At 60.7% G+C, this 12,348-nt stretch carries 10 protein-coding genes; 5 read left to right on the plus strand and 5 right to left on the minus strand.

The window, feature by feature from the left end; translation table 11 throughout:
* The first annotated feature begins 219 nt into the window (after positions 1-219).
* Positions 220-1,278, plus strand: a complete 1,059-nt coding sequence (locus VL15_RS12230; RefSeq protein WP_048245779.1) for a hypothetical protein — start codon at positions 220-222, stop codon at positions 1,276-1,278.
* A 473-nt stretch (positions 1,279-1,751) separates the two neighbouring features.
* On the opposite strand, the gene VL15_RS41910 is transcribed toward VL15_RS12230, so the two are convergent.
* The 3 genes from VL15_RS41910 to VL15_RS12235 all read right to left on the minus strand — a co-directional run bounded on the left by VL15_RS41910 (position 1,752) and on the right by VL15_RS12235 (position 5,110).
* Positions 1,752-2,801 (minus strand): hypothetical protein, encoded by a 1,050-nt coding sequence (locus VL15_RS41910; protein ID WP_155420191.1) that lies wholly within the window; start codon positions 2,799-2,801, stop codon positions 1,752-1,754.
* Positions 2,802-3,830 carry a DGQHR domain-containing protein gene (locus tag VL15_RS39935; RefSeq protein ID WP_196319577.1) on the minus strand — a complete coding sequence of 343 codons (1,029 nt, stop codon included), beginning with the start codon at positions 3,828-3,830 and terminating at the stop codon, positions 2,802-2,804. It lies immediately after the preceding gene.
* A gap of 365 nt (positions 3,831-4,195) precedes the next feature.
* Positions 4,196-5,110, minus strand: coding sequence for a glutaminase (locus VL15_RS12235; protein WP_048245780.1), 915 nt, complete (start codon positions 5,108-5,110; stop codon positions 4,196-4,198).
* A gap of 219 nt (positions 5,111-5,329) precedes the next feature.
* Between VL15_RS12235 and VL15_RS12240 the strand changes: the two genes are divergently transcribed.
* Both VL15_RS12240 and VL15_RS12245 read left to right on the plus strand, forming a co-directional pair.
* Positions 5,330-6,040 carry a response regulator gene (locus VL15_RS12240; protein WP_048245782.1) on the plus strand — a complete coding sequence of 237 codons (711 nt, stop codon included), beginning with the start codon at positions 5,330-5,332 and terminating at the stop codon, positions 6,038-6,040.
* Between the two features lie 64 nt (positions 6,041-6,104).
* Positions 6,105-7,268: an ATP-binding protein gene (locus VL15_RS12245; protein WP_048245783.1), complete on the plus strand. Its 1,164-nt coding sequence runs from the start codon at positions 6,105-6,107 to the stop codon at positions 7,266-7,268.
* 39 nt (positions 7,269-7,307) lie between these two features.
* Here the strand turns inward: VL15_RS12245 and VL15_RS12250 are convergent, their stop codons facing one another.
* Entirely contained in the window at positions 7,308-9,719 is a 2,412-nt protein-coding gene (locus VL15_RS12250) for a patatin-like phospholipase family protein (protein WP_048245784.1), read from the minus strand.
* Between the two features lie 270 nt (positions 9,720-9,989).
* Between VL15_RS12250 and VL15_RS12255 the strand changes: the two genes are divergently transcribed.
* Together VL15_RS12255 and VL15_RS12260 are read left to right on the plus strand one after the other, a co-directional pair.
* Entirely contained in the window at positions 9,990-11,024 is a 1,035-nt protein-coding gene (locus tag VL15_RS12255; RefSeq protein ID WP_048245785.1) for a rod shape-determining protein, read from the plus strand.
* A gap of 228 nt (positions 11,025-11,252) precedes the next feature.
* Positions 11,253-11,912, plus strand: a complete 660-nt coding sequence (locus VL15_RS12260; protein ID WP_048245786.1) for a YdcF family protein — start codon at positions 11,253-11,255, stop codon at positions 11,910-11,912.
* A gap of 64 nt (positions 11,913-11,976) precedes the next feature.
* On the opposite strand, the gene VL15_RS12265 is transcribed toward VL15_RS12260, so the two are convergent.
* A complete protein-coding gene (locus VL15_RS12265; RefSeq protein WP_155420192.1) occupies positions 11,977-12,330 on the minus strand; it encodes a hypothetical protein in 354 nt (117 codons plus the stop codon).
* Between the last annotated feature and the right edge of the window lie 18 nt (positions 12,331-12,348).

Here is a 12,348-nt window from a genome sequence, read left to right on the forward strand (position 1 = left end):
TCGACCGGTTGAATCCGCAGCCAGAAGCGGCCACTGAAGACAAACGACCCTATGTCCGCTCAGGATCGACAAAGCGCCTCCCGGACGCAAGCGGTCAGGAATTGGGCTTTGCTCCACGCTCATAATGTCATTCATAAAACATGGTTCCTGCGAGGGTGACCGTCGTTTGTGGGTCGACTGCCATGTATATTGACGTATTGCACATCAGTTCGGAATGCCATGGCGACCAACCAAGAACACGATGAGATGACGGCGCGCTATTTGGCGGCAATGGAGAAAGAGTCCCGCGAGCGGCTAGCCAAAGCGGCTGACTTAATTTCGAATTTCACAGCGCTGGCTGCATCTAAGGGAGTGATTCTGGGCAGTGAGTCGTATGAGTACATCCAGACCATCGGCATCGTCGCCAAGGCCCCAGGCATTGCAAGGATGCTGCTGGGACCGATAAAGACCGAGCGTGACGGACTGCTATCGTTCGACGAAATTGCGAGTCGACTACCTCCCAGCCCACATTCCGAAGGCTGCTTCGCCGGTCCCGACTTTATCTTGATGGCCGATCCCTGTTACCGACGTGGGATGCACCCAGTTAACAACTGGGCTCCGAGGTTCATCGATCTGTTTTGGCAGTTCGACGGCCTCGGCATTGAAAAATTCATCGCCCTTGACGATGATCGGGTCCGGATTGATGTTGACCGGCTGGGTTATTTCGAGTTCGATACTTGGTATGGGGCCCCGTTCGACGAGGATATTCGAAAAGTCAAACTTGGCATCGCTAAGCTAAGCCCCCCCATGGACATTGAACCTCGGCATGTCTCGTTCTTGTTTGCCAACATGTATTGCTTGGACATCAAATGGAGCGAATCTGATGGCCTCAAGTCGTTTCAAGCCCTAGAAATGAAGACGGAGGACGTCCAGATTGAGATCGGTGGACAGCGCTACTTTCCAGCCCGCTACTTACACGCCGAATTCGACCTCGTGGCCAACTGCTTCAGACACTTTGATGGCGCAATCCAACTTTTCACGGAAGATGAATACTTCCAACGACGAGATTCCGACTTCAACATGACGTTGAAGAACCTTGCGCACATCAAGGCCAGATCGAGAAAAGTTTTCAAAATTAATGGTCCTTTGAAAACGGGAAAATGGGTCGAATTCTGCTGTCATTTCTTTACAAAAAATCCTCTAATCTTCGAGTACTTCAGTGGTGAGTATCCGAAGCATGTCACTGAGGCTCTCGAAAGGATCAGGAACCACACATCGCAACGCGCTAGAGAGGCCTAATCCCACTGTTGGGCCGGTTCGCGGGGACGAGCAAGGTCTCTCTCAATTATTACGCGCCCTGCAAGCGAAGACGCGGATGATTTCTCCACGAGACTCAGAAAGTATGTGAATCGCCGTTCACGGTAGCAGTGACCGGCGGCTCTGGATCGATCGCTGCCAAAAGACGAACTCCCCGTTCAGTGTGCCAACGCGGGCCGAATTGATCGGTCACCGTTGCAACGAACGAGTCGCGCCTGACTTCACCACCTCAAAAAATCGACCTTCCCGTATAAGTCGTCAACCACTCCAGCGTCAGCGTCCCTGCACTCCGAATATATTAACTTGAATGTGATGCCTTCGGCACCGACGGGACGGAAGGGTGTCTCGCCGTCTTTGACATTCGGGATCGGCCAAGAGTAGTTTAATTTAAGAAAAATATCTTAATATTGGATGTATTCGTTTGGGGCGGTGGAAATCTAAAATGAGGAATTACGTTATTCTGGAATGTCCAGTGTTAACGTGTCAAATCTAGTGGATCGCCGAAAAGATTTTCGAGCAGAGAAGGCTGAACTTTTGATGTCGCGGAACTTGCATAGCTGCATCAACGTTGCTTCCGTAGCTGTTTCAATAAATAAAGTTTGGCTCACAAGTAACTCAATGCAGTTATCCATTGAATTCAATGGGTCGGTGGTCCCCCGTAGTGATCCTTTGGCGCGCTCGCCGAGTGCGATTACGTCAGATAATGAATTGAAACGCGGGCCTGAAAGTTTTGCTACGGTGCGTAGGAAGTTATTTTTAACCACCGATCGATAGCTGAAACCAGGGCGATAGTTCACCCCGCTTCGTGCACGACTTTGCCAATATAAGGGGGCCGAAAAACTATAGCCATCAAACAAATTCAAGCCGCGAAGGCAAATTATCTCCTCGGCGGTCGGCCTCCTCAGTGCTGAACGCTGCTCAATTTCTTTTGCTACATTTTTTGCAATTCTGTGTGCCGCTATCCACACCGCCTCGTGGAAATGACTGGTGCTGCATTTTTTAAAGCTTACGTATGGAGTCAAGGTTGTGGGATCAACATATAGCGAAAGCTCAAATGCCCCAGCGCCGGGTGTTTTTGTTGCTGATCCGCAATAACTTTTGATTGCCTCCTTGTCTAAATAGATGATTGCGGAGTTGGCTGCGCGAGTCCATGACATCGCCACATATAAAGATAAATAATATAGTGTGACAAAAAGCCATGATGGACTCAGGCTCGGCGCGGAACAATTCGCTAATTCACTTATTATATGGGCTCGTTGCTCTGTCGAGTGGTTGAGTAGATGTTGCGCTTCAGCGAATAGTGTTGCCCCAAATTCTCGGTCATTCACTTTTAAGACGAACTCTGATGTGTTTGACGTGAATAGAGTATGGGCGCCCCTAGTGCGCCAACTGTTTAGGTTCCGATCCCTGTACGGCTCTAGCTCTGTAAACGCTGGAATGGCCACCGACAATTTAGGTAACAATGCTTGCCCGATAGGTGCAACATCTGCATCCCATGCTTTCATTTAGAGCATATCCGATTGGATTGCAATTGATCCTGCAAGCGCGCTTCTGACCGCCTTCTTTACCGTCCCAACAGAACGAAGCGAGGAGTCGGCATACGAATATTTCGCTATCGGTCGGATCACTTTTTCAATACTTTCCGTTTTTGCATTTTTATGGGTAAGTAGGCTCTGCCTAACGGCCTGCTCGAACACGTCGAATATCGCTTCCAAAAAAGCGCTCCGCGTTAGAAGTTTTTGATCATCTAGGGCTCGCTCGAAAGCCTCAATGTAATTTGATAGTAGGGAAATTCTTTTTTTGTTATCTAATCCTTGAAGAACCGAAGAATCTAGCGCTTGGCCGACTGCTCGATTGAAAGTTACTCTGGAAACTTTCCCGGTCACTGACTTTGCTGGGCTCATTGGTGAGCTAAATTTTAGATTTGGATTTTGTCTTATTCCGTCAAACAGATCACGTAAAATCCCATCTCGTTCGCCTTCTATCTGCGCTAGTTGCTTGATGTCGAGTAATAGTGCGGCAGGAACCCCGATCTGCTTCGTATTTATGTCAATGAATAATCGGGTTTCTTCCGCTCGACTTAGATTTTCGTAAATGGAAACTGGAACGCGGAGGTCTTTTTTGAAACGATCAAGGTGAATTTGATAACCCCAAAGCCGGTGTTGACCATCCAAAACAAGGAATGCTTTTTGTGCGCGCTCAAATGAAATTGTTTTATTGGTTGTATTGTATTTTATTTGGGCTTCCCCTTGCGAGGATAGTACAATGTTCGTCGGAATGGATCCGGTGTTTTGGTGTAGGTATGATGCAATGTCGTTGGCCCGATTTTCGCTGAGCTCGCGCTGAAACCCGCTAATGTTATCTTCCTTGCGGCTTGAGATAAAGCAGTACGCAAAAAGATCGGATACTGGCACCGATGTCATATAAAATCGATGTTTGTTTTGGGTTATTACCAAGCAGGGGTAGCTAACCTTGGCGCGAGTACGTTTTTTGACTGTTGTCGAAGTCGTTTTCTTGGTTGATTCTTGGGCCATTTTTTCTCGCCTACAGTATTTATGTGTCGCAAGGTAGAGAGGGGGCATGCGCATTGACACCGTCGTTAGCCTTATCCTAACTCTAAACACCCTTGCAGGGTAACAAGGGGATCAAATGCCTCACCGGTAGAGGTGGGAGGTAACCGAGCGTGTTTTTAGAGAAAAATAGGTCACCATCGCTGAGATCGTCTATCCTGACGGTCTAAGAAATGTTGGACGAAGGGGGGGGCGCTTGAGCGACGGCTATCGAGCGCACCGAAGGGCAGTTATGGGTCGATTGCTGCCGATTGATGAGTTCTCCATTGAGTGTGTAGATATTCACTTGCCGCTTCTGCGCCAGATCAAGCACGCTTAACCTCTACACCTCAAAAAATCGACCTTCCCGTATAAGTCGTCAACCACTCCAGCGCCAACGTCCCCGCCAACGAGTTCCCGTTCGCATCGAGCCCCGGCGCCCACACGCATACAGCCATCTCACCAGGCAGCACCGCAACGATCCCGCCGCCGACACCGCTTTTCGCCGGCAATCCGACGCGATACACGAAGTCACCCGCCGCATCATAAGTGCCGCAGGTCAACATCAGCGCCGACAACCGCTTCGCGGAACTCGAATCGACCACCCGCTCGCCCGTCGCCGGCGCGACACCACCATTCGCAAGAAACAGCGCAGCGCGCGCGAGCTCGACACAGTTCATCGTGATCGCGCACTGGCGGCAATACGCATCGATCACCGTATCGGGCGGCATCTGCATGTTGCCGAAGCTCGCCATGAAGTGCGCCATCGCGCGGTTGCGTTCCGCGTGCTGCAGTTCCGACAGCGCGACGCGCGAATCGTAGTCGATGTCGGTGGTGCCGATCAGCCGCCGCACGAATTCGACGAGCGCCGTCTCGGCCTTCACGAAGCGGCGGCACAGCACGTCGGTGACGACCAGCGCGCCGGCGTTGATGAACGGATTGCGCGGCTTGCCGCGCTCGCTTTCGAGCTGGACCAGCGAATTGAATGCGTTGCCGGACGGTTCGCGGCCGACCCGTTCCCACAGCGCGTCGCCCAGCATCTGGAACGCGAGCGTGCACGCGAACAGCTTCGAGATGCTCTGGATCGAAAAACGCTCGTGCGCGTCGCCGACCGTGTAAACATGTCCGTCGAGTGTCACGACGGCCATCCCGAACTTGTCGGCGGGCACTTTCGCGAGTTCGGGAATGTAGTCGGCGACCCGCCCCTGGCCAATCCAGGGGGCGAGTTCGGTGTGGATGCGTTCGAGGATCGTCTGGTAATTCATAACATCAGGCGGGTAGGTGCGCGGCCCGGATTCCGGCGAGCCCGTATGGAACCGTTTCGGCGCCGATTCGTCAAGCACACCCAGCATCGCGCCCTTATTTTTGAGACCGGCAAACGGACGAGCGGCAGGCGCAGTATCATGCGGTACGTTTCGGCCGATGGCCGGTGCCCGGCACCGGCCGGCGCCGCCGTGGCTTCCCCGATGAACCGACCGCTGCCCATGCCTTTTCGCATCCTGCTCGTCGAAGACGACACCCGCCTGTCCACGCTGATCGCCGGCTACCTGCGCAAGAACGACTATGAAGTCGACACTGTGCTGCACGGTGACGCCGCGGTGCCGGCGATCCTGTCCATTCGCCCCGATCTCGTCATTCTCGACGTGAACCTGCCGGGCAAGGACGGCTTCGAGATCTGCCGCGAGGCGCGCAAGCAGTACGACGGCGTGATCATCATGGTGACGGCGCGCGACGAGCCGTTCGACGAACTGCTCGGCCTCGAGTTCGGCGCGGACGACTACGTGCACAAGCCGGTCGAGCCGCGCATCCTGCTCGCACGGATCAAGGCGCAGCTGCGCCGCGCACCCGTGCGCACGACCGAGAGCAACGCGCAGCAACCCGAACGCTACGCGTTCGGCAAGTTCTCGATCGACCGCACCGACCGCACCGTCGTGCTGCCCGACGGCAGCACACCCGATCTGACGTCGGCCGAATTCGACCTGCTGTGGGCGCTCGTGTGCCATGCGGGCGAGGTCGTCAGCCGCGACGACCTGATGCTGCAGTTGCGCGGCGTCGAATTCGACGGCCTCGACCGCACGATCGACGGGCGCATTTCGAAGCTGCGCCGCAAGCTGCGCGACGACGCGAGCAACCCGCAGCGGATCAAGACGATCCGCAGCAAGGGTTATCAATTCAGCAAACACGCGTGGGAATGACGCCGCCTTCGTGCGACGCCGTCACGTCCCGCGCGGGCATTCCGCCCGCTAGACGGGAACCACGATGATCCGACGAACCCGTTCGCACCCCGATGCACCGCCGCTGCCGACGCTGCGCTACGTCAAATGGCGCTGGCTGCATTTCCGCCGTGCGTGGACCGATACGCGCGCCGACCGCATCCCGAGCTGGTCGCGCCTTTATGTGCGCACCTACCTGCATCTGCTCGGCCTCGTGCTGCTGACCGCGCTCGTGCCGGCGCTCGCGCTGTGCGTCGAATTGTCGCCGCAGGTCGTGTGGCATTCGTTCGACTCGCTGCCGGGCGACATCTGGGTCGTGATCGCGTTCGTGCTCGCCGCGCCCGCGCTCGCGGCCTATCGGTGGATGCGGCCCGTCTGGTCGGATCTCGTGATGGTGCGCGAACGCGCGATCGACTTCACGGGCGGCCGCTTCAACACGCGTGCACGCGAATCGCACAGCGTGATCATCGGCCCGCTGGCGCGCACGCTGAACGCGCTCGCGATGCGCATGGAGCGGCTGATCGCCGCGCAGCGCGATCTCACCAACGGCATTTCGCACGAACTGCGCACGCCGCTTGCGCGTGTGCGCTTCGCGCTGGAGATGCTGCGCGAGCCTGCGTCCGCGGGCGAATACCAGAGTGCGCTCGAGAGCATCGCGCAGGACGTGACCGAGCTCGAGGAATTGATCGACATGAGCCTCACGTTCGCGCGGCTCGAATACAGCTCGCTGCAGTCGAACCTCGAGATGACCGCGCCCGTCGCGTGGTTCGAGCACCAGGTCAAGGACGCGCAACTGCTGTATCCGGAGCGCGCGATCGAGTCGCGCATCGCGATCGAGTCGGACTTGCGCGTGAAGATGGACCGGCGGCTGATGTCGTACGCGATGCGCAACCTGCTGCGCAACGCGAGCAAGTATGCGCGATCGCGAATCGTCGTCGGGATCTCGCTCGTGCACGGCAACATTGGGATCTTCGTCGAGGACGACGGCCCCGGCGTGCCGGAGCACGAGCGCGAACGGATCTTCGACGCGTTCGTGCGCCTCGACCGCCGCACCGGCGGCTACGGGCTCGGCCTGTCGATCACGCGGCAGGTGCTCCATGCGCACAACGGCCGGATCGCGGTCGTCGATCCGGTCGAACTCGGCGGCGCGCGCTTCGAGATCAGCTGGCCGGTCGGTGCGGCACGCGCCGCGGCCGGCCCGTCGTCCTGACGGCAGCGCGGCGGACGGTTTCGCGCGCCGCGCACGCGCTCAATACGTGCGGCCGAGCTGCAGGTAGAAGTTGCGGCGGCCGGCGGGCGCGAGCGCCACGCCGATGTAGACAGGCCCGAACGCGGTCGACAGGCTCGTGAAGAACGTATAGCTCTGCTTGAGCGCGCCGCCGCCGACTCTCACCCCGCTCGACCAGACATTGCCGACTTCCGCGCTGGCGCCCACCGACAGCGCCTTGACCGGCGACGCGTTGAACGTCATCAACTGATTCATGTAGGTCACCTGCGCGTACGCGAGTTCGTTGCCGTTCAACTGGTCGGCCGCATAGGCGGACAAATGCTGGAAGCCGCCGAGCGTGAAGTTGAACGCGTTGATCAGGTTGGTGCCGCCGATACTCTTGCCGCCTTCGACCGTCGCGCTGAAGCTGTGCCGGCCGAACTGCTGCGCGATCATCGCCTTGCCGTAGATTTCGGTGTACGGCGCGTCGGTGACCCCGTCGGCGAAGTCCTGCGCCGATTCGCCGTTGCGCGATACCAGCGAGCGCTCGACGCGCAGTTCGGTGTAGTAGCCCTTGCGCGGGAACATCGGATCGTCGAGCTGGTCGATGACGAGCCGCGCGCGCGCAACCAGTGCCTGCGACGTGAAGCTTGGCCAGAGCAACTGCGGGCCATCGCCGAAGTCGAACGGCACGTTGTAGGTCGGCGTGCCGTGACCGGTCACGTAACCGAGACCGATCCGGAAATCGCCGAGCCGCGCGATCGGCAGGCCGAAATCGATCCCGGCGCGCGCCGTCTGCATCAGGTACTGCGTCATCTTCACGTCGCCGGTGGAGTCGTACAGGTTCGCGTAGCGGCGCTGGTATTCGGCGTAGGGCGACACATAGACGCCGTACGCCATCGACAGCGGCTGGCGCAATTCGACGCGCGCCGACTGCAGGTCGCTGCCGATCGTCGTATCCGCGCGGAACTCGAGCCCCGATTCGGTGAGCCACGGCCGCCGGTAGCCGACATGCAGGCGGAAGCCGCCCTCGTCGGTCGAACTGCTCGACATGCCGAGCCCGAACAGCAGGAAGTTCGGTCCCCAGTATTTCTCCCGCGCATTGATTTCGAGCACGTTGTCGTCGCCGTGGCTCACGACCTGCTGGGTGACGCTCTCGAAATTGCCGCCCGTCGTCAGCCCGAGCAGATCCTGGCTGACCGTCTGCGGATCGTAGAGATCGCCGGGCTTCACGTGCAGCGCGTTGCTGACGACGCGCTTCGGCACGCCGCCGCTCGTCTTGATCTCGATGCGCGTGATCCGGACCGGCGGCGGCAGCGGTTGCGCGTGCGCGGAGCGGTAGGCGGCGTATTCCTCGGGGCTGAGCGCGTAGCGCTTCAGGCTCGGCAGCGCGGCGGTTGCCGCCGCCGCGCCGGCGGAGATGGCCTGGCGCGCGTTCTGGAAATCGGTGAAGCCGAGCGAGCCGAGCGCGGGCGTGAGCAGCACGTCGTTCGCGGTGATCTGCTGGCGCTGGGCCGATACGTTCTGACGAATCAGGATGCCGACCATCTGCTGCATCACGTCGGCGGGCGACGCGAGCGCGTCGAGCGGGCGCAATTGCGAGCCGATGTCGACGGCGATCACGACGTTCGCGCCCATCTGCCGCGCGGTGTCGACCGGCAGGTTGCTGACGAGGCCGCCGTCCACCAGCGCGCGGCCATTGATCTCGGCCGGCGCGAACAGGCCGGGCATCGCCATGCTCGCGCGAATGGCGAGCGGTAGCGAGCCGTGGTCGAGCACGACCATCTGACCCGTCTGCAGGTCGGTCGCGACCGCGCGGTACGGGATGGGCAGGCGGTCGAACGGCTGGTTGGTCGGCACGGCGGCCGTCCAGTTCGCAAGCAGCGCCTGCAGCCGGTTGCCCTGCACGAGGCCGACCGGTGCCTTCACGCCGTTCTTGCCGAAGCCGAGCGTCAGACCGTTGATGTACAGGCGCTCGTCTTCCCGGCTGGTTTGCGGCAAGTCCGCGCGCTCGACCACGTCGAACGCGATATCCGCCAGGTTGACCTCCGACAGCCGCTTCTGCATGTCGGCGGCGGCCATCCCGCTCGCGTACAGGCCGCCGACCACGGCGCCCATGCTGGTGGCCGCGATGCAGTCGACCGGGATGCGGTTTTCCTCGAGCACCTTCAGCACGCCGAGGTGCGCGTAGCCGCGCGCGCCGCCGCCGGACAGCACGAGGCCGATCGACGGGCGGCCGGCCGGGCCGCCGTCGGCCGTGCAGTCGTGCGTGGCGGCGGGCGTCGCGTCGGTGGCAGCGGGGGCGGCGGCCACCGACGTGCCGGCAGCAGCGGAGGCGGGCGCGGTGGCGGTGGCCGGCAGCGGTTGCGCGGCGACCGTGCAGCACCAGAAGGCGACGAGCGTCGTGCAGAGCGGGCGCACCCGCGCCCAGCGGAAGGAAACGGTCGCTGTCATGGTGGAAATAACTGGCGTGATCGGGCGTCTGAGGCCTGCCGGGAGCAGGCAAGACCGAGAGATTACCGTGTTTTACAGGCGCAACGCGAGAGGCCGTTGCATAGCCCGAAACGTCAAGAATGGTATTTTTGACAATTGCGTCGCGAAAAAATCATCGGAATTGCCTAAAGTATCGGAACGATTTGCCGCTAAGCTCGTGATAGGGCGGCGTGGACACGCCGCGGGAATGCGGTGCGGCCGTCCCGGCCCGTTCGCTCACAAAGGTTTGATATGTCGACACCGCTGTTCGGAAAGTTGTTTGCGCAACCCGTTGCGATCGACCCTGGAACGGCGAGTACGCAGATCTACACGCATGAGCGCGGCGTGGTGCTGAACCAGCCGTCGGTCGTCTGCTTCCGCAAGGCCGGCGCGACCGACGCGCGGCCGACGCTGGAGGCGGTCGGCGAGCTCGCGAAGGCGCTGCTCGGCCGCGAACCGGGGCATCTCGAAGCCGTGCGGCCCATGCGGCACGGCGTGATCGCCGACGCGCACGCGGCCGAGCAGATGATCCGCAGCTTCATCGACATGTCGCGCACGCGCTCGCGCTTCAGCCGCCGCGTCGAGGTCACGCTCTGCGTGCCGTCCGATGCGACGGCCGTCGAGCGCCGCGCGATCCGCGAGGCCGCGTTCGCGGCCGGTGTATCGGATGTCGAACTGATCGAGGAATCGCTGGCCGCCGGGCTCGGCGCGGGCCTGCCGGTGACCGAGCCGGTCGGCTCGATGGTCATCGACATCGGCGGCGGGACGACCGAAGTCGCGGTCATCTCGCTCGGCGGCATCGTCTACCGTGAGGCGATCCGCGTCGGCGGCAGCCAGTTCGACGCGGCGATCGTCAACCACGTCCGCAACCTGTACGGCGTGCTGCTCGGCGAGCAGACGGCCGAGCATGTGAAGAAGACGATCGGCTCGGCCACCAGCGCGGTGCCGCGCACGTCGACGCGCGCGGTCGGGCGCGGCATCGGCGACGGCCTGCCGCGCTCGGTCGAGCTGTCCAACCACGACGTCGCGGACGCGCTGGCCGCGCCGCTCAAGCAGGTGATCGGCGCGGTGAAGTCGGTGCTGGAAAACGCGCCGGCCGAGCTCGTGACCGACATCGCGAATCGCGGCGTGGTGCTGACGGGCGGTGGCGCGCTGCTCGCCGACCTCGAGCGCCTGCTGTACGACGAGACGGGGCTGGTGGCCCGGATCGCCGACGAGCCGGCCACCTGCGCGGTGCGCGGCGCCGGCGAGGCGATGGGGCGGCTCACGATGTGCCCGGTCGACTGATTCGGCGCGGGCCAGGGCGCGCATCGCGGCGCGGCCATTCACATTCTTTCGATCTCCGGACGACCGGTTCCTTGTCGAGCGTGCGACGGCGGTTGTGTTGCCGACAGCGCGACCACGGGCCGTCGTCGATCCGTCGCGTGGACACGCGCGAGCGCGCCGTGCTAGCGTGACGCGCCCATCCGGGGCCGGGCCGGCCGATCCGGCCGACGACCTGAGAGACCAAAAACCTTGAAATACCACACCAAACGGGGCTTCGCGGCCCGAACGGGCCGCCTGCTGGCCGCCGTCGCATGCATCTGGGTTGCCGCGGCCGTCGCGCTCGTCGCGTACGGGATGCGGATGCCGAGCCAACCGGCGGACGTCGCCGTGATCTTCGGCAACGCGCTCGACGATACCGGTGCGCCGAAACCCGTGCTCGCGGCCCGGCTCGACGTTGGCGTGCGCTGCTACCGCACCGGGCAGTGCCCGGCGTTTCTGGTCAGCGGCGCGATCGACGGCCCCGGGCTGAACGAGGCGACGGCCATGCGCGACTATCTCGTGGCGCGCGGCGTACCGTCCGACCGGATCGCCGTCGATGACCAGGGCGACAACACGCTTGCAACCGCACAGCACACGCTCGCGTACCTGCAGGCGCACCGGCTGTCGCGCGTGCTGATCGTCAGCCAGTACTACCATCTTGCGCGGGCGCGTCTTGCGTTCGAGCGCGTCGGCATCGCGCCGGAGAGCATCTACGCCGCTTATCCGCGCCGCTTCCAGTTGCGCGATGTCTATTCGAGCTGGCGCGAAGTGCCGGCCTACGCGGTGTATGCGCTGCGTCTGTGGGTGAATCCCGACGCGAGGCCGATTTCGTTTCGGCCGATGCTGTACCTGATGAGCCTGTTTTCCTGATGTGGCGCACGGGGGTGAACGCCTCCAGTGCCTGATTTTCTCCGCCTTCCGATTTCCTGCCGCTTCACGCCGGCGGCAGCGTTCCTTTTTTCTCGCCGACCTTACCAGTAATAGTTGCACGGACAAGCGATAACGATTCGCGTTTCAGGTTCGATGCAACGCGAAAATCGCAGCGATTTCGCCGCGCACGCAGAAACCCGGCTCGTATTTGATTATTAAACGGACGCTGATTGTCGGTGTCGGCAATTTGTCGGCGTGAAGATATTGCGGTGCAATAATCGGTTGCATTGTGTCGAAGTCGTAAATCCGCATTTTCTCGGATGCATTGATTTCGACGTCTTTGCGAAAGATCAAAACAAGCAGGCGAAAAACCTGCGAATGCGACGGCCCGACCTGCGTTGGCGGGTAAAAAATACATGCTCGTTGACCCTTGATC

Origin of the sequence: Burkholderia cepacia, assembly GCF_001039005.1 — a bacterium.
In the GTDB taxonomy this organism is placed as follows: domain Bacteria; phylum Pseudomonadota; class Gammaproteobacteria; order Burkholderiales; family Burkholderiaceae; genus Burkholderia; species Burkholderia theae.

Excerpts from the sequence above, each read along its gene's own strand:
- VL15_RS12230 (WP_048245779.1), top strand. The coding sequence starts at position 220 with ATGGCGACCAACCAAGAACACGATGAGATGACGGCGCGCTATTTGGCG.
- VL15_RS41910 (WP_155420191.1), bottom strand. The coding sequence starts at position 2,801 with ATGAAAGCATGGGATGCAGATGTTGCACCTATCGGGCAAGCATTGTTA.
- VL15_RS39935 (WP_196319577.1), bottom strand. The coding sequence starts at position 3,830 with ATGGCCCAAGAATCAACCAAGAAAACGACTTCGACAACAGTCAAAAAA.
- VL15_RS12235 (WP_048245780.1), bottom strand. The coding sequence starts at position 5,110 with ATGAATTACCAGACGATCCTCGAACGCATCCACACCGAACTCGCCCCC.
- VL15_RS12240 (WP_048245782.1), top strand. The coding sequence starts at position 5,330 with ATGCCTTTTCGCATCCTGCTCGTCGAAGACGACACCCGCCTGTCCACG.
- VL15_RS12245 (WP_048245783.1), top strand. The coding sequence starts at position 6,105 with ATGATCCGACGAACCCGTTCGCACCCCGATGCACCGCCGCTGCCGACG.
- VL15_RS12250 (WP_048245784.1), bottom strand. The coding sequence starts at position 9,719 with ATGACAGCGACCGTTTCCTTCCGCTGGGCGCGGGTGCGCCCGCTCTGC.
- VL15_RS12255 (WP_048245785.1), top strand. The coding sequence starts at position 9,990 with ATGTCGACACCGCTGTTCGGAAAGTTGTTTGCGCAACCCGTTGCGATC.
- VL15_RS12265 (WP_155420192.1), bottom strand. The coding sequence starts at position 12,330 with ATGTATTTTTTACCCGCCAACGCAGGTCGGGCCGTCGCATTCGCAGGT.